This is a genomic window from Geobacter sp. AOG1, from assembly GCF_019972315.1.
GTDB lineage: Bacteria > Desulfobacterota > Desulfuromonadia > Geobacterales > Geobacteraceae > Geomobilimonas.
In genome coordinates, this window is record NZ_BLIZ01000001.1 from 2,714,140 (window position 1) to 2,733,198 (window position 19,059).

The following is a 19,059-nucleotide window of genomic DNA, read 5'->3' on the forward strand; positions in this document are numbered from 1 at the left end:
ATACCGATGCCTCTGACGTTTCTCTGGCAAGCACTGGGGGGGCTCGGTCTGTTCATCCTCGGAATGAAGTCCATGTCCGAGGGTTTGCAGAGGATCGCAGGGGAACGGCTACGCCAGACCCTGGAAAAAATCACCGGCAATCGCCTTACCGCAGCTCTCATGGGGAGCTGCCTCGCCTCCCTGCTTCAGTCCAGCAGCGCCGCCTCCATTATCATCGTCGGACTTCTCAATGCCGGCCTGCTCTCCGTGTACCAGGCCCTCGGCGTCCTTATGGGGACCGGCATCGGCACAACCCTCGCTATCCAGTTCATTGCCTTCAAAATTTCCCAGATCGCTCTGCCGGCAATTGCCCTTGGCGTACTCCTGAAATATTTCTGTAAGCGGAGACGTGTCGTCTACGTAGGGGAGTTGCTGCTTGGTGCGGGACTTATATTCTTTGGCCTCCAGCTCATGGAATCGGGCTTTGCTCCCGTCAAGCAGAGCGCTCTGTTCGAGGGGATACAGCACCCCCTGTTCAGCTGGCATATCAGTTCCGTTTTGCTTGGTGCACTCCTGACCTTTCTCATCCAGTCCGGCAGTGCAGTTATCGGAATTGTCATTGCCCTTGCCGGCAGTGGACTCATAGGATTCGAAAGCGGCGTCGCAATGGTCATCGGCGAGGTGCTCGGTACCTCCCTCATAACCCTGGTTTCAACCATCGGTGGCACAATAGCCGCCAGGCGCAGTGCCATCATCTACTGCCTCATCAATGTCGTGGCCATTATCCTAGTTCTCATCGGGTTCCCTCTATTCCTTAAGGTGATTCATGCCCTTTCCCCCGGTGAAGCGGAATTTACCGTCTCCATCATCGGCAACGCTGACCCGCACTCTGCACTCAGCCGCCCTAACATAGCGCGTCACCTTGCCAATGCCCATACGATCTTTAGCGTTTTCAGCGTCCTGGTTTTTCTTCCACTTCTCGGGTTTTTTGCCCGGTCCGCCGGTCGTATCCTCCCCGGCGTCGAGGGGGGGCTCGATTACGAACCCCGTCCGAAGTTCATAGATACCCGTATTCTCAACACCCCATCCATAGCTCTCCTGCAGGCAAAGAACGAAACCAGGCGCATGGCGGCAATTGCCGAATCCATGTTCGAGGATGTAGTCAAGCAGTTTTACAAATACGATGCACGACGGACGATGCGGATCAGGCAGAAAGAAGAAGCCCTCGATGTCCTGCAGCGCGACATTTCCAATTTCCTCGTATCCCTGTCGAAGCAGTCCGTGGGACGGGACACGTTTAGCGACATATCGCTTCTGCTCCAGATAATCAGCAGCCTTGAACATATCGGTGACCAGAACGAGGCGGTGCTCGATTATCTCCGCCGTAAGAAGGAGGACAAGATCATCTTTTCCGCATCTGCCATGACGGAATTGCGTAACCTTGCCGCGGTCGTCGGTGACCTGGTGAATAGTGCCGTCGCCTCCGTGCCGGAGGCGACAGGCAATGGTCTGACGACTGGTATCGATCTTCGCGACAAGGTAACCCAGCTCCAGGGCACTATGCTTGATAACCACATCAAACGTCTTACCGACGGGGATTGCACGGTTATGGCAGGTTTGATCTACAGTGACATCGTGGGAGGTTTCACGAAAATCGCCGATGCCTGTATACAGATACTCAAAAGTGAACGGGAGTTTTTCGATGCAGCATCTTCTGGCAGCCATTGACCTGGGAACGAATACCGCCCGGCTCCTCATCGGGAGACTTCAGCCCGACGGCACCGTGCAACCGGTATACATCAGTCGGCAGATAACGCGCCTCGGTGGCGGCTTCACCCGCGAATCAGGTATTTCGAACGAAGCACGGTCGCGTACCTTGGCAGCACTCCGCGACTTTGCCACCGAGATGAGACGCCACGACGTGCAACGGTCGCGAGCCGTGGCGACCAGTGCCGTACGGGATGCCATCAATGGCCCGGACTTCTGCCGTGAGGTCTTTGACACTACAGGAATCAAACTTGATGTAATCGACGGTGAAGAAGAGGGGCGTCTTACCCTGCGGGGCGTCCTGGCAGGAATCGACGAGCGTCCGGCATCGCTTTTCGTCTTCGACGTGGGAGGGGGGAGCACCGAATATACCCTGTCCCATGGAGAAACGGCGTTGTTTACCCGGAGTCTTCCCCTCGGCGTGGTCAGGCTCACCGAGGGGAAGGGGGAGAGCGGTGCTATGACCGACAAGATCGATCGTGAACTGGCAACACTGCGAGGGGAAATGGAGAGGCGGTCGCTATTGGATCATCTGGACAAGGCGGTGCTCGTGGGGACCGCTGGCACGGCCACGACCCTTGCTGCAATTAGTATGGGGATGGTCGACTACGACTATCGCCGGGTGAACAACCACGTCCTGACCCGGGCGGAAATCAGTTCCATCTTCCAACAGCTGCTCCCCTTGTCACCGGCGGAGCGGCTCATGGTGCCCGGCATGGAAAAGGGGAGGGAAGACCTGATCATTGCCGGTTGCCTTCTCACTCTCAGGACCATGGAACTGTTCTGTTTCGACCGGATGAAAGTGAGCGATTTCGGACTGCTGGAAGGGGTTCTGATGTCGGTGCACGAGCAATAAAAGGGGGAGCGACAGTTCCCCCTTTCTGTTTTCACCTGCCTAATTCCCTGGCCCGGCAAAGGTCTTCATGTACATGAGAAGGGATTGCATGTCGATTCCTGCGGAATCGAGGGGTTTCCCCTTGAGCGCCTTTTCGATGCACTTGTTTGCAATACCGGCCAGTTTCCCGTCGTCGAAGGTCGCTGCCCACTCCAGTTTCCGTCCACCGGGATGGCAGCTTGCGCAGCTTTTGCCATTGGTTCCGAGTTTCGTACTCTCGAACAACTCCCTCCCCCGTTCCAGTGTGGGACCATCTGCCGCCTGTGCAGCAACGGCAGCAGACATCAGAAATGCGGTTATCCAGGATCGCTTTTTCATGGGTTCCTCCCTCATGTGACGTTTCGTTGAAGAGTATCTGAAAATCCGCACCTGTCAACCCTTTGCCGCTATCCTGATTTAGAAACCCGTTCTACAAAGCAGTTGACATAACAGCCCGTATTTTGTATAGTTTCGGCACCGTTACGGGGACCAGTTCCCTGTTTTTTCCGTGCAGTTGCTGTCCCGCTGGCGCTTCCGATAATCCCCGCACCGCCTGTCTGCCGGTAATCACACAGTTACTCTCGATTCCAAGGACCGTATCCCATGCATGAAATTCTTTCCGGCAACGAGGCCATAGCCCGCGGTGCCCACGAAGCGGGTGTCAAAGTCGCAAGCGCCTACCCCGGCACACCCTCCACCGAAATTCTCGAGACCATCATCCAGTACAAGGAAATCGACGCCTCCTGGGCGCCCAACGAAAAAGTTGCCCTCGAAGTTGCAATCGGCGCCTCTTTCGGTGGCGGTAGGGCACTGGTTGCCATGAAACACGTCGGGGTCAACGTGGCTGCCGACCCGCTCTTCACCCTTTCTTACACCGGGGTCAACGGCGGCCTGCTGCTGGTGGTGGCCGACGACCCGGAGATGCATTCTTCCCAGAACGAGCAGGACAGCCGCAACTACGCCAAGTTTGCAAAGGTCCCCCTGTTGGAGCCTTCCGATTCACGGGAATGCAAGGAATTCACCCGTCTCGCCTTTGAACTTTCAGAACGGTATGACACGCCAGTGATACTCCGGAGCACCACCCGTATCTCCCACGGCAAGTCCATAGTCGAGCTCGATGAGCCGGTGACCGGCCTCCCCGAGCCGAGACTCGTGAGAAATTCCGCCAAACTGGTCATGCTTCCCGGTAATGCCAAGGTCCGTCACCCCCTCGTCGAGGAGCGGATGGCAAAACTGTCACGAGATGGATCGACCCTTGCCATCAACCGTCTGGAACTGCGGGACACGAGCATAGGGATCATCACCTCTGGCGTGTGCTACCAGTATGTACGCGAGGTTCTCCCCGACGCCTCGACCCTCAAGCTGGGGATGGTCCACCCCTTGCCCCGCGATCTCATCCGCAAATTCGCAGCACAGGTCGACACTCTCTACGTGGTGGAGGAACTCGACCCCTTCATCGAGGAACAGGTCAAGGCCATGGGGATTGCCGTCACCGGCAAGGAAATTTTCTCCCTCTGCGGTGAACTGACACCGGGGCGCATCCGGAAAGCCTTCGGCCTGCCGGGTGTCGAAAACTCCGTTGTTGAGAAACTTCCGGGACGCCCCCCTAACATGTGCCCCGGCTGTCCCCATCGCGGCGTCTTCTTTGCCCTCAACCAGCTCAAGGCTTACGTCACCGGCGACATCGGTTGTTACACCCTCGGCTTCATGCCCCCCCTTTCAGCCATGGATACCTGTGTCTGCATGGGGGCCTCCATCGGCACCGCCACCGGCGTGGTAAAGGTCGTGAGTGAGGAGGAGCGGAAGAAGGTAGTTGCTGTCATCGGAGATTCGACGTTCCTGCACACCGGCATCAACGGTCTCATGGACATGGTCTACAACAATGCGCCGGCGACGGTGGTCATTCTCGACAACCGGATCACTGCCATGACGGGGCGCCAGGAAAACCCTGCATCGGGCTTTACCCTTACGGACGAGCCTGCCCAACGGATCGACTTTCCCCTCCTTTGCAAGGCACTCGGGGTAAAACATATCCGGGTCGTCAATCCTCTCGACCTGGAGGAAACCAAACGGGTACTTAAGGAGGAGATGGCACGACCTGAGCCATCGGTCATCATCACCGACAAGCCATGCGTTCTGATCAAGCGGGAAGGGGTCTTCACAAAAGGCCCGGTGTACCAGGTGGATGCGGAACAGTGCACCGGGTGCCGCGCCTGCCTCAAGATCGGTTGCCCTGCCATCGAATGGCAGCCCGGGGAAGGGAAGCAGGGGAAGGCGTTCATCGACCCGCTTCTTTGCACCGGCTGTGATGTCTGCCGCCAGTTGTGTAAATTCGACGCCATCGGGAGGTCAAAATGAGCGGCCAAATCACCAATATCCTCCTCGTCGGCGTGGGGGGGCAGGGTATCCTGCTCGCCTCGGAGATTCTGTCCGAAACCTTCATGCTGGCGGGATTTGACGTAAAAAAGAGCGAAATCCACGGCATGTCCCAACGGGGGGGGAGCGTTGTTTCCCATGTTCGCTACGGCAGGGAGGTGTTTTCCCCCATCGTTCCCGAAGGGGAGGGGGACATTCTTTTCGGTTTCGAACTGATGGAGACCTGCCGGGCACTTCCCCTCCTGAAGAAAGGGGGAAAGGTCGTTGCCAATGACCTGCGCATCCCACCTCCGTCGGTGCTGATGGGACAGGAAACCTATCCCGAGGGGCTTGCAGATCGGATCAGAACGGAATTCCCCGACTTGCTGCTGGTGGATGGCCAGCAACTTGCCATGGACGCAGGAAATCCCCGTGTCGCCAACACGGTTCTGTTGGGAGCTGTTTCTAAACGGATCGATATCGCCGAAGATTACTGGCTCAAAGCCTTGGAGAAACTGGTGCCGAAAAAGGCGCTGGAAGTGAACCGGAAGGCATTCATGCTCGGTAGAAACCTGTAATTCCAATTCCATATCAAGGCGCTGCCTCGGAACCTCAATCCTCGCCGCCTTGATATCATCCTTGATCTGGAATCGGAATAAAAGAAGGGTGAGGAGTGATCGCCATGATGTTCAACGAAGAGTTCGAAACGCTCCCGCGTCCGGCGTTGGAGGCGCTCCAGTTGAAGCGGCTGCAATCGATGCTGGCGCGAGTGTACGCCAATGTCCCCTTTTACCGGACTGCCCTCGACCGTGCCGGTATCCGTCCGGATGACGTCCGGTCCCTCCACGATCTGCAGCGTCTCCCCTTCACCACCAAGCAGAACATGCGCGACAGTTATCCTTACGGCCTGTTTGCGGCACCCCTGGAGGAGATCGTCCGCATCCATGCTTCCTCGGGGACGACCGGCAAACCGACGGTGGTAGGGTATACCCAGAAGGATATCGAGACCTGGACCGAACTCATGGCCCGAACCTTCGTGACCGCCGGTGCCCACAAGGGTGACATCATCCACAATGCCTATGGTTACGGGCTCTTCACGGGAGGGCTCGGAGCCCATTACGGAGCCGAGCGTCTGGGGGCCTCGGTCATTCCCATCTCCGGCGGTAATACCAAGCGTCAGATCATGATCATGCAGGACTTCGGTTCCACGGTTCTCACCTGCACCCCCTCCTATGCCCTTTTCTTGGCCGAAGAGGCCAAGTCCGAAGGGGTCGATTTCAGGAACCTCAAGCTACGGATCGGCATTTTCGGTGCAGAGCCCTGGTCCGAGGCGATGCGGGCGGAGATCGAGGAAAAACTTAACCTCACGGCCCTCGATATCTACGGCCTGTCCGAAATCATGGGCCCCGGCGTGGCCCAGGAATGTTACGTGGCAAAATCGGGGCTCCATATCTGGGAAGACCACTTCATCCCGGAGATCATCGATCCCGAGACGTGCGAGGTAGTGCCGGAAGGGGTAAAAGGGGAACTGGTCATCACGACCATCACCAAGCAGGGAATCCCCCTTGTTCGCTACCGGACGCGGGACATCACGAGTATTACCTACGAACCGTGCGCCTGCGGACGTACCCATGCCCGCCTCGCCCGGTTGAGCGGTCGCAGCGATGACATGATCATCATTCGCGGCGTCAACGTCTTCCCGTCGCAGATAGAATCGATTCTGGTCGGAATCGAAGGGGTGGAGCCCCACTACCTGCTCATTGTCGACCGTCAGGACAATCTGGACACCCTGGAAGTGCATGTCGAGGTCGACGAACGGCTCTTCTCCGACGAGATCAAAGTACTCCAGGCACTTTCCCGTAGTATCGAGAAAGAGATCAAGGATATGCTGGGAGTCACCTCCCGGGTCAAGCTTGTGGAACCCAAAACCATTCAGCGGAGCGAAGGTAAGGCTACGCGGGTGATCGACAACCGGAAACTGGTGTAGGGCGAATCTCGACATCGCCTATCTAACGTGCGGTCACAAGGATCGCCCCTACGAAGGAGAACACCATGCACGTAGAGCAGATATCCATCTTCATCGAAAACAAATCGGGTCGTCTGGCGGAAGTCACTCGTATCCTTGGGGAAGCGGGGGTCAATATCCGTGCGCTGTCCCTGGCCGACACCTCTGACTTCGGCATCCTGAGACTCATCGTCAATGATCGGGAGAAGGCCCAGTCAGTCCTCAAGGAGAAAGGATTCACTGTCAGCAAGACCGACGTGGTTGCGGTAGAAGTGCCCGACCGGCCTGGCGGTCTCTCCCTGATACTGCAGACACTGGATGGTGAGAACATCAACGTCGAGTACATGTACGCTTTTGTGGAGCGGTGTGGCGAGAACGCGGTGATCATTTTCCGTTTCGACGAAACCGATCGGGCAATAACAACCTTGCTGGCAAAGGGCTTTAATGTACTGGAAGGCGAACGTCTCTACGGGATGTGAACCTGCTTTGGAAATCCGGGACCGGGGACTGGGGACCGGTAAACCCGGAACTTTGAACTTTGAACTTTTTTCTAAGGGGGACAGGATGAAAAAGCTTATTGCGGTAATGGTTGGTTGCGTGACAATGATGCATGCCGGCCTGGCGCTGGCTGCCGGAACGGTCAGAATCGGCGCCCTGTTCTCAGTGACCGGTCCCGCTTCGTTCCTCGGCGAACCCGAGAAGAATACCCTGGAAATGCTCGTCAAAGAGATCAACGGCAAGGGTGGGATCAAGGGGACGAAGATCGAACTGGTAGTCTACGACACCCAGGGGGACAGCACCAAGGCCAAACAGTTGGTGAACAAGCTGATCAAGAACGACAAGGTCGTGGCCATTGTCGGTCCCAGCACCACCGGTGACACCATGGCCATCATAGAGGATGTGGAAAAGGCTGGCATCCCCCTTGTCTCCTGCGCGGCCGGCATCAAGATCACTGAGCCGGTGAAGAAATGGGTCTTCAAGACCCCCGCAAACGACCATGTGGCAGCAGAAAAGATATTCAACTACATGGCCGCAAAAAAACAGAAAAACATCGCTCTTTTGACCGTGTCCGACGCCTTCGGCTCCTCCGGCCGCGAGCAGTTGAAGACCCTGGCAAAGCAGAAGGGTTTTGCGATTGTGGCTGATGAAGTCTACGGGCCTAAGGATACGGACATGACCCCCCAGTTGACCAAAATCAAAGGGGCGAAGCCCGATGCCATCATCTGCTGGGGGACCAACCCCGGTCCCGCCGTGGTAACCCGTAACGTCAAGCAGCTGGGAATAAAAATACCGCTTTACCAGAGCCATGGTGTCGCCTCCAAGAAATACATCGAGCTGGCTGGCGCCGACAATGCCGAAGGGGTCCTGCTCCCCGCTGGAAAACTGGCCATCTACGATAAGCTGAAACATTCCGACCCGCAGCAGAAAGTGCTCAGGGAGTATGACAACGCCTACCGCAAGGCGTACAATGTGGAGGCATCCACCTTTGGCGGCTATGCCTATGACGCGTTCCTGATGATCACGGAAGCGATAAGGAAAGGGGCGACCACTCCCGAGCAGATTCGCGCCAGTATTGAACAGGGCAAGAAACTGGTGGGTATCTCCGGTGTCTTCAACATGTCCCACACCGACCACAACGGCCTTGACCTCTCCGCCTTCGAGATGGTCCGCATCACCAAAGGGGACTGGGAACTGGCCAAGTAATCATTTCAACATTTTCACGGGAGAACGTCATGAATCTGAGATCAATTCCGGGGATGTTCGTTGCAGTCCTCGCAACAATCCTTATCGGCGGTTCGGTGGTCTTTGCTGCAGAACCGATCAAGATCGGCGGCCTGTTCGCCATTACCGGCCCTGCCTCATTTCTGGGGGAACCGGAACGTAATACAGCCCAGATGGTAGTCGACGAGATCAACGCCGCCGGCGGGATCAAGGGGCGCAAGCTGCAGCTGATCGCCTACGACACCCAGGGGGACAGCACCAAGGCCAAGCAGCTGGTGAACAAGCTGATCAAGAACGACAAGGTCGTGGCCATTATCGGCCCCAGCACGACCGGTGATACCATGGCGGTTATCGAGGACGTGCAGCGGGCCGGCATCCCGCTCGTTTCCTGCGCCGCCGGTAGCAAGATTACCGAACCGGTGAAGAAATGGGTATTCAAGACGGCCCAGAACGACAGCCTCGCAGTTGAGAAGATCTTCGACTATCTGAACAAAAAGAAGATAACAAAAGTTGCCATCCTGACAGTCTCCGACGGCTTCGGTTCCTCGGGACGGGAGCAGCTCAAGGCCAATGCGGCGAAATTCGGCATTCAGATCGTTGTCGATGACACGTACAATCCTAAGGATACGGACATGACTCCCCAGTTGACCAAGGTCCGTTCCAGCCAGGCCCAGGCTATTGTCTGCTGGGGGACCAACCCTGGCCCCGCGGTTGTCGCCCGCAATGTCAAACAGTTGGGTATAAAACTGCCTCTCTTCATGAGTCATGGTGTTTCCTCCAAAAAGTTCATCGAGCTTGCCGGGGACGCCGCCGAGGGCATTATCCTGCCGTCCGGTCGGGTGATCGTCTCCGATGTGCTGCCCCACCATGACAAGCAGAAAAAGTCGCTCATCGCCTTTGTCAAGGATTATCAGAAGCATTTCAAAGTCGAAGGGGATCATTTCGGTGGTCACGCCTGGGATGCCGTCATGCTGCTGAAGGGGGCAATAGAGCGTGGTGGCGATAAACCTGCCGCTATTCGTGACGCCTTGGAAAAGACGACCAATTTCCCGGGGATCGGAGGGGTTTTCAATTTCTCGACAACCGATCATGCCGGGTTGACCAAGGACGCTTTCGTCCTCGTCGAGATCAAGAAGAGGGACTGGTCGCTCGTCAGACAACCCGGAATCGAGTAACGATGCCGATTTTTGACCAACTGACCCAGTATCTCTTTTCCGGTTTTGCCACCGGTGCGATCTATGCCCTGATCGGCCTGGGTTTCGCAATTATCTACAATGCCACTGGCATTATTAACTTTGCCCAGGGGGAGTTTGTCATGCTGGGGGGGATGTTTACCCTGTCACTCCTGGGCGTGGCTGGGCTCCCCCTGGCGATGGCAATCCCCGGAGCCATTCTCCTCACCACCGTTGTGGGGGTGGTGTTCGAACGGCTGGCCATCAGACCTCTCAAATCGGCTACTCCCCTGAGCCTGGTTATCATAACCATCGGCGGCAGTATCCTGATCCGCGGCATCGCCATGCTTGGCTGGGACAAGAACACCCACGCCCTGCCGGGGTTCAGCGGGGATGTGCCGATTGTGGTATTTGGCGCATCCCTCCTGCCGCAGCACCTCTGGATATTTGCCGTCACCTTTGTCGTCATCGGCGGCAGCAAGCTTTTCTTCAACTATACCATCAGCGGCAAGGCGATGCGGGCCTGCTCCTACAACAGTCGTGCTGCCAGTCTTATCGGTATCGACGTGCGGCGGATGGTCCTGTTTTCCTTTATCATCAGCTCTGCCATGGGATCCCTGGCGGGCATCATTATCGCCCCCCTGACCATGACCGCTTACGACGTAGGCATCATGCTCGGTCTCAAGGGGTTCTGCGCCGCCATCATCGGCGGCATGAGCAGCGGATTCGGTACAGTGCTCGGCGGGCTCCTCCTGGGTATACTGGAATCGCTTGGTGCCGGCCTGATCTCCTCGGGGTACAAGGATGCCATAGCCTTTGTCATACTGCTCCTGATCCTTTTTATCCGTCCCCAGGGGCTCTTCAAAAAAGCCGAAACGGAAAGGGTGTAACCCCCGTAAAAGTGAATGGTGAGGAGTGAGGGTAAAAAGTGACCTTTTACCTGAAGTCCCTAGCCCGACTTGCAGAGGTATCGTGAAGCGCGAACTGTTAAAACTCCTTATACTTGCCCTGCTGGCAGCCATTCTCCCCGTGCTTCTTTCCGGAAGCTATCTGCTGAATGTTCTGATTTTCGTCGGCATCCACACCATGCTGGCGGTTGCACTGAATCTTCTTCTCGGTTTTGCCGGCCAGATATCCCTCGGGCACGCCGGTTTCTTCGGACTGGGCGCGTATGCATCGGGGATCCTGACCTCCACTTACGGCATCAACCCCTGGATTGCCATGGCAACTGCAGCTGCGGCCGTTACCTTACTGGCCTTCGCCGTCGGGTTCCCGATCCTGAAACTGAAGGGTCACTACCTGGCCATGGCTACCCTCGGCCTCGGCATCATATTCTTTATCGTATTTAACGAAGCGGTAAACCTGACGGGTGGCCCATCGGGCCTTTCCGGCATACCGAATTTGAAGGTGGGAGGCCTGACCTTCGACAATGACCTGAAGAACTACGGCCTCATCTGGCTGTTTACCCTCGGAACCATCCTTCTGTCGGTAAACCTCGCCAACTCCCGCATCGGGCGGGCACTGCGGGCAATCCACGATTCGGAGGTCGCCGCACGTGTCATGGGAGTCAATGCCCGACTCCTGAAGGTTCAGATTTTTGCCCTTTCCGCCTGTATCTCCACCATTGCCGGCAGTCTCTACGCCCACACCATGGGGTTCATATCTCCCACGTCCTTCGGGTTCAATTTTTCCATCGAACTCGTCACCATGGTAATCATCGGGGGACTGGGGAGCATCTACGGTTCCCTCATCGGTGCCTTCATCCTGACCATCCTCCCGGAAGCGCTGCGAACATTCCAGGATTACGACATCATCATCTACGGACTCATTCTGATTCTCATGACCATGTATCTCCCTGGCGGGCTCGTACGGGGCATTCCGGGCCTTCTGGCCAGACTCCGGCCTGCCGGAAAGCAGGAAGGGTAGGGAGATGCTGGAGATACGGTCAATCACCCAGGTTTTCGGCGGCCTCACCGCCCTGCTGGACGTTTCCTTTACCCTCCGGCAGGGGGAGATAACCGGCGTCATCGGGCCCAACGGCGCGGGTAAGACCACCCTGTTCAACATCATAAGCGGAATCTACCGGCAGACATCCGGACAGATTCTCCTGAAAGACAAGAATATTTCGGGATTCCCCCCCGAACGGCTCGCGCGGCTCGGAATCGTGCGCACATTCCAGAACATTGAGCTATTCGGCCAGATGACCGTTCTGGAAAACGTCAAGGTGGGGCTCCATACGAAAAGCGGCTGCGGTATATTCTCCTGCTCGTTCAAGCTCCCGTGGCACGTGGTCGAGGAAAAACGGATAACGGAATCCGCCCGCCACTGGCTCGATTTTTGCGGCATAAGCGACCTTGCCGACCAGCGTGCCGACAGCCTCCCCTTTGGCAAGGGACGCCTTCTGGAAATCGCCCGTGCCTTGGCTTCGGAACCGCAGATAATGTTCATGGACGAACCGGCCGCTGGGCTCAATAGCCGCGAAACTCAGGATCTCGCAACCCTCATCCGGAAGATCCGGGAGGCGGGCACCACCGTTGTGCTGGTTGAACATGATATGGAACTGGTTATGGATGTGTGCGACCGCATCCTGGTGCTCAATCTCGGCGAGAAGCTGGCCGAGGGTACACCGCGGGAAATCCAGGAGAATCAGGCAGTGATCGCGGCATACTTGGGAGAAGGCTGAAAACTGGTTCAACGTTCTACGTTCAAGGTTCCAAGTTAACTACTTGAAACATCGAACATTGAACATTGAACATTGAACGGATTTATGCTCAAGATAACGAACATCAATACCTTCTACGGGCAGGTTCACGCCCTGAAGAACATCTCTCTCCACCTTACCGCGGGTGAGATCGTGACTCTCATCGGTGCCAACGGTGCGGGGAAAACCACTATTCTCAACTCCATCTCGGCCGTGACGCCGGTGAAAGGGGGAGAGATACACTTTGCCGGCACCCCAATCCAGGGATTGCCCCCCGACCGGGTTGTCAGCCTCGGCATCTCTCAGGTACCGGAAGGCAGGCAGGTATTCAAGCCGCTGTCGGTGGAAGACAATCTGGAACTCGGTGCCTATCTCCGTTTCCGTGCCCGGGAGGGGAGGGGGGCTATCCGCCACGACCTGGAGGAGATATACACCCTCTTTCCGCGCCTGAAGGAGCGCCGCCGCCAGATGGCCGGGACTCTGTCCGGGGGCGAACAACAGATGCTGGCCATCGGCAGGGCACTCATGGCAAGGCCGAAACTGCTTCTTCTCGACGAACCCTCCATGGGACTCGCACCGCTGGTGGTACAGGAGATCTTCGGAGTAATCGACAAGCTGCGCCGGGAAAAGGGAACAACCGTGCTCCTTGTGGAGCAGAATGCAAAAGCAGCCTTGAAGATGGCGGACCGTGGATACGTGCTGGAAACAGGTAAAGTGATACTCGAAGGAAGTGCTTCTGAGTTGCTGGAAAATAAGGAAGTACAGCGTGCCTATCTCGGCAGGGACAAAAAAGAAGTGTGGGAACGATGATACTGTAGGCAATGGATGACACGAGGCACGAGTAACTTAATTTCGTGAGGTACACATATGCAGCAACTGATCTGGGAAGCCGAATACGAGTGCATGCCGCGGGAAGACCTGGCTCAACTCCAGCTGGAGCGTTTGCAGGCAACCCTTAACCGTGCCTACAAAAATGTCACCTGTTACCGGAACAAGTTCAACGAGTTGGGGATTGTCCCCGAGGACGTGCAGTCCCTTGACGATCTTCGGAAACTCCCCTTCACCACCAAGGAGGACCTGCGTCTCAACTACCCCTATGGCATGTTCGCCGTCCCCCTGCGTGAAGTGGTGCGCATTCATTCATCCTCCGGCACCACGGGCAAACCGACGGTGGTCGGCTATACGCGCCATGACATCAAGACCTGGTCGAACCTGGTCGCCCGGTTCATGACCGCAGCCGGTGTGACCCACGACGACGTGGTGCAGATCGCCTTCGGCTACGGCCTGTTCACCGGTGCCTTCGGGCTTCATTACGCTGCCGAGACCATCGGTGCCTCGGTCATCCCCATGAGTTCCGGCAATACCGAAAAACAGATCATGATCATGCAGGATTACCGATCAACCGCTCTCGTCTGTACCCCCAGTTACGCCATTACGCTCGCGGACCGGATGGAGAAGATGGGGATCGATCCTAAAACGCTTTCTCTCAAGATCGGTCTGTTCGGCGGCGAGCCTTGGTCCGACGCCATGCGCCGCGAGATCGAGGAGCGTCTCCATATCAGCGCAACGGACAACTACGGGTTGTCGGAGGTCATTGGCCCGGGGGTTGCCGGAGAGTGCCAGGAAAAGTGCGGCATGCATATCTTCGAGGATGCCTTCATCCCCGAAATCATCGACCCGGAGACCTGCCAGATCCTCCCTCCGGGGAGCGTCGGTGAACTGGTCCTCACCACCATCAACAAGGAAGCATTTCCCATGATCCGCTACCGTACCCGGGACATCACCTCTCTCGACTATACTCCGTGCAGTTGTGGCAGAACCATGGTGAGGATGAAGAAAACCATGGGGCGTTCCGACGACATGCTCATCATCAAAGGGGTCAACGTCTTCCCGTCCCAGATCGAGGAGGTCCTCTTCGCCATCGAAGGGTGCGAGCCCCATTACCAACTGGTAGTGGATCGGCAGGGGGCGCTTGATATTCTCGAAGTGCGCATCGAGGTAACGGAAAATATCTTCTTCGACGAGATGAAAAAACAGAAAACGTTCCTGGAGACGATTGAAAAACGGATCGAATCGACCCTGGGGGTCAGTGCCACGGTCAAACTGGTGGAGCCGAACAGCATTCCGCGCCATGAAGGGAAGGCTGACCGGGTGATCGACAAACGGACGCTGTGACCGAAAAGTTACTGACAATTTCTGATTCTGCCATATAACGGATGTCCGCTCTGCCGATTCCACCTGGTGAACCTGGTTACGCCGAGCCAGTTCTGCGTTTGCAAACCCTTCACCATCCTCGTAGGACCACGTCGTACCACCTCTTCCGGTGACACCTCTTAAATTCTTCCTGAACATCCGACGGTAAAAACAGACAGACGCCCACCTTCGCTTCCCGAATAGGTTGCTATCATTTCATAAGGTTTGCCCCACTGCGTCAACCCGAGCAGTCTGCAGAAGTCGATTCGCTTCACAACCATCGGGCAAGGAGGATGAAATGAAAAAGTGCGTACTGTTGTATCAGCTGTTTGTTGCCGTACTCGCGATATCGGTGATGGCCATGGCCGGTTGCGGCGGCGGAGGCGGAGGCGGCACGGCCCCAGCCGCCAGTACCCAGGTGGTCAGCAAAGGGGCCATTACCAAGCTGGGGAGCATCTTTGTCAACGGGGTCGAATACGATACCACCGGCACCACCGTCACCATGGAAAATCCTGATGATTCCGCTGGCGGTCTTAAAGTCGGCATGGTCGTGACCGTCAAGGGGACATTAAGTGACAGTACCCACGCCAAGGCGACCAGCGTCACGTTTGCCGATAACCTGACGGGACCGATAGCTTCCTTTGATGGAACTGCCGGCACCATGACGGTTCTGGGGCAGACGGTCAAATTCGATTCGTCGACCGTCTTCGACAACTTCCCGACACAGGGGACAAGCAGTGTCCTCCCGGGGCAGATGGTCCAGGTGAGCGGGTTTACCAATGCGGACGGCTCAATTCAGGCGACCCGCATCGAGCGTCATACGCCCGATTGGACGCAGACGACGACCGTTGAACTGAAGGGGACCATAGGCACCATGAATGGGGCTGTATTTACCATTGGGGGGATGACTGTCGATGCTACCGGTCTGACCCTGCCGGCCGGAACCGTGGCAGGCTCGTTCGTTAAGGCCGAGGGGAAACTGTTGGCGTTTAGCAGTACAACCCTCAAGGCGACAAGCGTCTCATCATACAATGATGGGATCGAGACCGAGGGGGGGACCAGGAATCATATGGATGTGGAAGGGTACGTCCGGAACCTTTCGGGCACCACGTTCATGGTGGGTGGCACACTCGTCAACGCAGGGACTCTTTCCCTTGCCGGGATTGCCAACGGTGTGAAGGTGGAAGTGGAAGGCGTGTTCGCCAACGGTGTCCTGATCGCGAGTAAAATAACCATCGAGGGTGCCGTCGTCCCGACGACCGTTCCCGCCGCCCCTGTCGTCAGTGCCGTCGCCGGCATGAACCAGGTGACTGTCTCCTGGAATGGCGTCAGCGGAGCGACATCGTACAACATCTACTGGTCGACGACTGCAGGGGTAACCCCGGCCACAGGGACCAAAATAGCCAATGCAACTTCTCCCTACGTGCAGACAGGGCTGACCGCCGGCACCACCTATTATTACGTGGTGACAGCGGTAAACAGCGTTGGCGAGAGCGCTCCGTCGGCCCAGGTTTCTGCGATACCGACCAGTGCTCCGACCGTACCGGCGGCTCCCATCGGAGTGTCAGCTGTCGGCGGGGCCAACCAGGTGACTGTCTCCTGGGCTGCCGTTGCCGGTGCGACATCATATAATATTTACTGGTCAACGACCTCGGGAGTGACCCCTGCTACGGGAACCAAAATAACCGGTGCTGCGTCCCCCTATGTACAGACCGGCCTGACCGCTGCTACTGCATACTACTATGTCGTCACAGCAGTTAATGCCGCCGGAGAAAGCGCTCCCTCGGCCCAGGTTTCGGCGACCACAGCTTCAGCCGCGGTGTTGCCGGCGCCGACCGGGGTAACCGCCGTCGGCGGTACCGGCCAAGTGACCATTACCTGGAGTCCCGTCACCGGCGCGACCTCGTACAACATCTACTGGTCAACGACCACAGGGGTAACTCCTCTTACCGGTACACTGATTGCCAACGCAACCTCTCCCTATATGCAAACGGGACGGACTGCATCGACAACGTACTACTACGTCGTTACGGCGGTTAACGCCGCCGGCGAAAGCGCCCCCTCCGCCCAGGCTTCGGCAACCACTGCCGCAGCGCCTCAGCCGCCGGCCGCGCCGACAGGTGTCACTGCTGTGGGAGGAACAAACCAGGTGACCGTTTCCTGGGCTGTAGTCACCGGTGCAACATCATATAATATCTACTGGTCAACCACATCGGGAGTAACTCCCGCTACGGGAACCAAAATAACCGGTGTTACGTCACCCTATATCCAGACCGGTCTTGCCGCATCGACCACTTACTATTACGTGGTTACAGCCGTGAATGCTGTCGGTGAAAGTGCACCGTCGGCCCAGGTTTCGGCTACGACTGCTGCACCGGCCCTGGATGGACTGACCCTGTATAACACAAACTGTTCAGGCTGCCATGGACCGCCATCCGCGCTGCCGGGCAGGACCGCAGCCCAGATACAGGCTGCGATCAACTCTAATATCGGTGGGATGGGATTCCTGTCATTTCTGACTCCTGCCCAGATCCAGGCGATTGCCAGCATCCTCTGATCTCCTCCGTCTGCATTACACTGCCGGAAGCGGGTCCTCCCAGGCCCCTTCCGGCAGCATCTTTATTGTCCATCCCACCTCTTAACTTTCCTCCGACTTCATTACCCGACGCTCGTTTGTAACGCGAAGCCTGCCTGGCGACGGTAACCTGTTGCAGTGGCAGATTCATATAGAATCTGTTTTATTAGTGTTATTCAAATGTTTTTTTCTTGAAATTATTTTGTGGAACGAGTAAGGTAGCACTACTTACATTGTCTACAAAATCATCACTAGATACACGATAATACTAAACTATCCGCGAGGATAGGGCGGAAAGCCCACAGGGTCTCACCGAGACAGCCGGGTTACCGAAATATCTCAAACCAGATGTTCGGACCCGGCTTTTTTGTGTCCGCTATCTGCGAGAAAAAGGAGAAAAAATGAGGAAGATAGCAGCGTTTTTTTGTTTTTCGTTCGCCCTTGCCGCATTGTTTACCTGGATTCCGAAAGCCGATGCGACGTCCACCCTGTATTCCACCAACTGCTCAGGGTGCCATGGTACGACACCTACTACCTGCGCGGGGTGTCATGCACACGGTGTCCACTCAAGCAGCGCAAAAACCGGAATCAACCTGACCGGCGTGACAAACAAGACAACCTATGCCCCCGGAGAGACGGTAAGCGTCACCATCAACGGCGGCTACCGTTCCGGATGGGTGCGCGCGATTCTCTATGATCAAAACATGGTAGAGAAGGCACGAAGCACCGGACCTACCGGAGAAGGCGGTGGCGCAAGTTTCCCGATTACCCTGACTGCCCCGGCGCCGACGACGCCCGGTACCTATACCTGGAACGTCTCCTGGTACGGCAATCAGTATGACATTGCCACTGCCACCTTCGGCTCCCGCTGGACCCCCGATGCAAACAACCCTGACCACGGACAAGAGATCGTCAGCACCAACGCCTTTACCGTAGGCACAGTGATTACTCCTGCAAAGATCGGGGTCTTCAACAATGGAACATGGTTCCTCGATGGGAATGGCAATGGCGCGTGGGACGGCTCGACCACTGATCGGCAACTGGTCTTCGGCTTCCCTGGTGCGATTCCGGTAACAGGCGACTGGAACGGGAGCGGCACTTCCAAAATCGGCGTTTTCGACAAGGGGACATGGTATCTCGACCTGAACGGCAATGGTGTCTGGGATGGCGCGCCGTCTGACAAAAACATTATTTTCGGCGCCGGACTCGCCGGGGCGGTTCCCGTAACCGGCGACTGGACCGGAACCGGTACCACCAAGGTCGGCGTGTATGTTAACGGTAAATGGTACCTCGATCTTAACGGCAATGGTGTCTGGGACGGTGAAACGGTTGACGGACTCTATACCTTCGGGGATGGTCTCGCGGGTGCCGTTCCCGTAACCGGCGACTGGACCGGAGATGGCACGACAAAGATCGGCGTGTATGTGAACGGCGTCTGGTACCTCGATTATAACAACAACAAGGTATGGGACGGCCCCTCTGCTGACCGTCAGTACTACTTCGGCTTTAATGGAGCGTTGCCGGTGACAGGCGACTGGAACGCGGACGGCAAAACGGAGATCGGTACCTTCAACAACGGGGTATGGTATCTTGACCTGAATGGCGACGGTACCTGGAATGGAACGCCGACCGACGTCACTTACAGCTTCGGTACCGGAACTCCGGTAGCGGGGAAATGGTAAGCTTTAGTTGAATAGTTGAAAACTGCTTAACAAG

Annotated in this window: 16 protein-coding genes and 1 riboswitch; of the genes, 15 read left to right on the top strand and 1 reads right to left on the bottom strand. The window is 56.7% G+C overall.

Features of this window, described 5'->3' with window-relative positions:
- The first annotated feature begins 6 nt into the window (after positions 1-6).
- On the top strand, positions 7-1,707 hold the full coding sequence (locus LDN04_RS12375; protein WP_223910942.1) for a Na/Pi cotransporter family protein: 1,701 nt from the start codon (positions 7-9) through the stop codon (positions 1,705-1,707).
- Positions 1,682-2,602 carry an exopolyphosphatase gene (locus LDN04_RS12380; protein ID WP_223910945.1) on the top strand — a complete coding sequence of 307 codons (921 nt, stop codon included), beginning with the start codon at positions 1,682-1,684 and terminating at the stop codon, positions 2,600-2,602. Before LDN04_RS12375 ends, LDN04_RS12380 begins: the two co-directional genes overlap by 26 nt.
- Before the next feature lie 39 nt (positions 2,603-2,641).
- On the opposite strand, the gene LDN04_RS12385 is transcribed toward LDN04_RS12380, so the two are convergent.
- Entirely contained in the window at positions 2,642-2,959 is a 318-nt protein-coding gene (locus LDN04_RS12385) for a cytochrome C (protein ID WP_223910948.1), read from the bottom strand.
- Between the two features lie 264 nt (positions 2,960-3,223).
- On the opposite strand from LDN04_RS12385, the gene iorA reads away from it, so the two are divergent.
- The 13 genes from iorA (at position 3,224) to LDN04_RS12450 (ending at position 19,025) form a co-directional block, all read left to right on the top strand.
- A complete protein-coding gene (gene iorA / locus LDN04_RS12390; RefSeq protein WP_223910952.1) occupies positions 3,224-4,978 on the top strand; it encodes an indolepyruvate ferredoxin oxidoreductase subunit alpha in 1,755 nt (584 codons plus the stop codon).
- Positions 4,975-5,553, top strand: a complete 579-nt coding sequence (locus tag LDN04_RS12395) for an indolepyruvate oxidoreductase subunit beta (protein WP_223910955.1) — start codon at positions 4,975-4,977, stop codon at positions 5,551-5,553. The genes iorA and LDN04_RS12395 overlap by 4 nt, the downstream gene beginning before the upstream one ends.
- 104 nt (positions 5,554-5,657) lie before the next feature.
- Positions 5,658-6,962, top strand: a complete 1,305-nt coding sequence (locus tag LDN04_RS12400) for a phenylacetate--CoA ligase family protein (protein ID WP_223910958.1) — start codon at positions 5,658-5,660, stop codon at positions 6,960-6,962.
- Positions 6,963-7,027: 65 nt separating this feature from the next.
- The gene (locus LDN04_RS12405; RefSeq protein WP_223910960.1) at positions 7,028-7,459 is read left to right on the top strand and encodes an ACT domain-containing protein; all 432 of its coding nucleotides are present in this window, start codon (positions 7,028-7,030) and stop codon (positions 7,457-7,459) included.
- A gap of 85 nt (positions 7,460-7,544) precedes the next feature.
- Positions 7,545-8,684: an ABC transporter substrate-binding protein gene (locus LDN04_RS12410; protein ID WP_223910963.1), complete on the top strand. Its 1,140-nt coding sequence runs from the start codon at positions 7,545-7,547 to the stop codon at positions 8,682-8,684.
- Between the two features lie 53 nt (positions 8,685-8,737).
- The gene (locus LDN04_RS12415; protein WP_223913388.1) at positions 8,738-9,877 is read left to right on the top strand and encodes an ABC transporter substrate-binding protein; all 1,140 of its coding nucleotides are present in this window, start codon (positions 8,738-8,740) and stop codon (positions 9,875-9,877) included.
- A 2-nt stretch (positions 9,878-9,879) separates the two neighbouring features.
- Positions 9,880-10,764 (top strand): branched-chain amino acid ABC transporter permease, encoded by an 885-nt coding sequence (locus LDN04_RS12420; RefSeq protein ID WP_223910966.1) that lies wholly within the window; start codon positions 9,880-9,882, stop codon positions 10,762-10,764.
- Positions 10,765-10,846: 82 nt separating this feature from the next.
- Positions 10,847-11,800 (top strand): branched-chain amino acid ABC transporter permease, encoded by a 954-nt coding sequence (locus tag LDN04_RS12425; protein ID WP_223910969.1) that lies wholly within the window; start codon positions 10,847-10,849, stop codon positions 11,798-11,800.
- Positions 11,801-11,804: 4 nt separating this feature from the next.
- Entirely contained in the window at positions 11,805-12,557 is a 753-nt protein-coding gene (locus LDN04_RS12430; protein ID WP_223910972.1) for an ABC transporter ATP-binding protein, read from the top strand.
- An 84-nt stretch (positions 12,558-12,641) separates the two neighbouring features.
- Entirely contained in the window at positions 12,642-13,385 is a 744-nt protein-coding gene (locus LDN04_RS12435; RefSeq protein ID WP_223910976.1) for an ABC transporter ATP-binding protein, read from the top strand.
- A 57-nt stretch (positions 13,386-13,442) separates the two neighbouring features.
- Positions 13,443-14,750 carry a phenylacetate--CoA ligase family protein gene (locus tag LDN04_RS12440; RefSeq protein WP_223910978.1) on the top strand — a complete coding sequence of 436 codons (1,308 nt, stop codon included), beginning with the start codon at positions 13,443-13,445 and terminating at the stop codon, positions 14,748-14,750.
- Between the two features lie 316 nt (positions 14,751-15,066).
- The gene (locus LDN04_RS12445) at positions 15,067-17,325 is read left to right on the top strand and encodes a fibronectin type III domain-containing protein (RefSeq protein WP_223910981.1); all 2,259 of its coding nucleotides are present in this window, start codon (positions 15,067-15,069) and stop codon (positions 17,323-17,325) included.
- A gap of 275 nt (positions 17,326-17,600) precedes the next feature.
- Positions 17,601-17,677, top strand: a riboswitch (cyclic di-GMP riboswitch).
- A 67-nt stretch (positions 17,678-17,744) separates the two neighbouring features.
- Positions 17,745-19,025, top strand: coding sequence for a hypothetical protein (locus LDN04_RS12450; protein WP_223910984.1), 1,281 nt, complete (start codon positions 17,745-17,747; stop codon positions 19,023-19,025).
- Positions 19,026-19,059: the final 34 nt, after the last annotated feature.

What these genes read in the sequence shown, in the direction of transcription:
- LDN04_RS12375 (WP_223910942.1), top strand. Translation starts at nt 7, where the DNA reads ATGCCTCTGACGTTTCTCTGGCAAGCACTGGGGGGGCTCGGTCTGTTC.
- LDN04_RS12380 (WP_223910945.1), top strand. Translation starts at nt 1,682, where the DNA reads ATGCAGCATCTTCTGGCAGCCATTGACCTGGGAACGAATACCGCCCGG.
- LDN04_RS12385 (WP_223910948.1), bottom strand. Translation starts at nt 2,959, where the DNA reads ATGAAAAAGCGATCCTGGATAACCGCATTTCTGATGTCTGCTGCCGTT.
- iorA (WP_223910952.1), top strand. Translation starts at nt 3,224, where the DNA reads ATGCATGAAATTCTTTCCGGCAACGAGGCCATAGCCCGCGGTGCCCAC.
- LDN04_RS12395 (WP_223910955.1), top strand. Translation starts at nt 4,975, where the DNA reads ATGAGCGGCCAAATCACCAATATCCTCCTCGTCGGCGTGGGGGGGCAG.
- LDN04_RS12400 (WP_223910958.1), top strand. Translation starts at nt 5,658, where the DNA reads ATGATGTTCAACGAAGAGTTCGAAACGCTCCCGCGTCCGGCGTTGGAG.
- LDN04_RS12405 (WP_223910960.1), top strand. Translation starts at nt 7,028, where the DNA reads ATGCACGTAGAGCAGATATCCATCTTCATCGAAAACAAATCGGGTCGT.
- LDN04_RS12410 (WP_223910963.1), top strand. Translation starts at nt 7,545, where the DNA reads ATGAAAAAGCTTATTGCGGTAATGGTTGGTTGCGTGACAATGATGCAT.
- LDN04_RS12415 (WP_223913388.1), top strand. Translation starts at nt 8,738, where the DNA reads ATGTTCGTTGCAGTCCTCGCAACAATCCTTATCGGCGGTTCGGTGGTC.
- LDN04_RS12420 (WP_223910966.1), top strand. Translation starts at nt 9,880, where the DNA reads ATGCCGATTTTTGACCAACTGACCCAGTATCTCTTTTCCGGTTTTGCC.
- LDN04_RS12430 (WP_223910972.1), top strand. Translation starts at nt 11,805, where the DNA reads ATGCTGGAGATACGGTCAATCACCCAGGTTTTCGGCGGCCTCACCGCC.
- LDN04_RS12435 (WP_223910976.1), top strand. Translation starts at nt 12,642, where the DNA reads ATGCTCAAGATAACGAACATCAATACCTTCTACGGGCAGGTTCACGCC.
- LDN04_RS12440 (WP_223910978.1), top strand. Translation starts at nt 13,443, where the DNA reads ATGCAGCAACTGATCTGGGAAGCCGAATACGAGTGCATGCCGCGGGAA.
- LDN04_RS12445 (WP_223910981.1), top strand. Translation starts at nt 15,067, where the DNA reads ATGAAAAAGTGCGTACTGTTGTATCAGCTGTTTGTTGCCGTACTCGCG.
- LDN04_RS12450 (WP_223910984.1), top strand. Translation starts at nt 17,745, where the DNA reads ATGAGGAAGATAGCAGCGTTTTTTTGTTTTTCGTTCGCCCTTGCCGCA.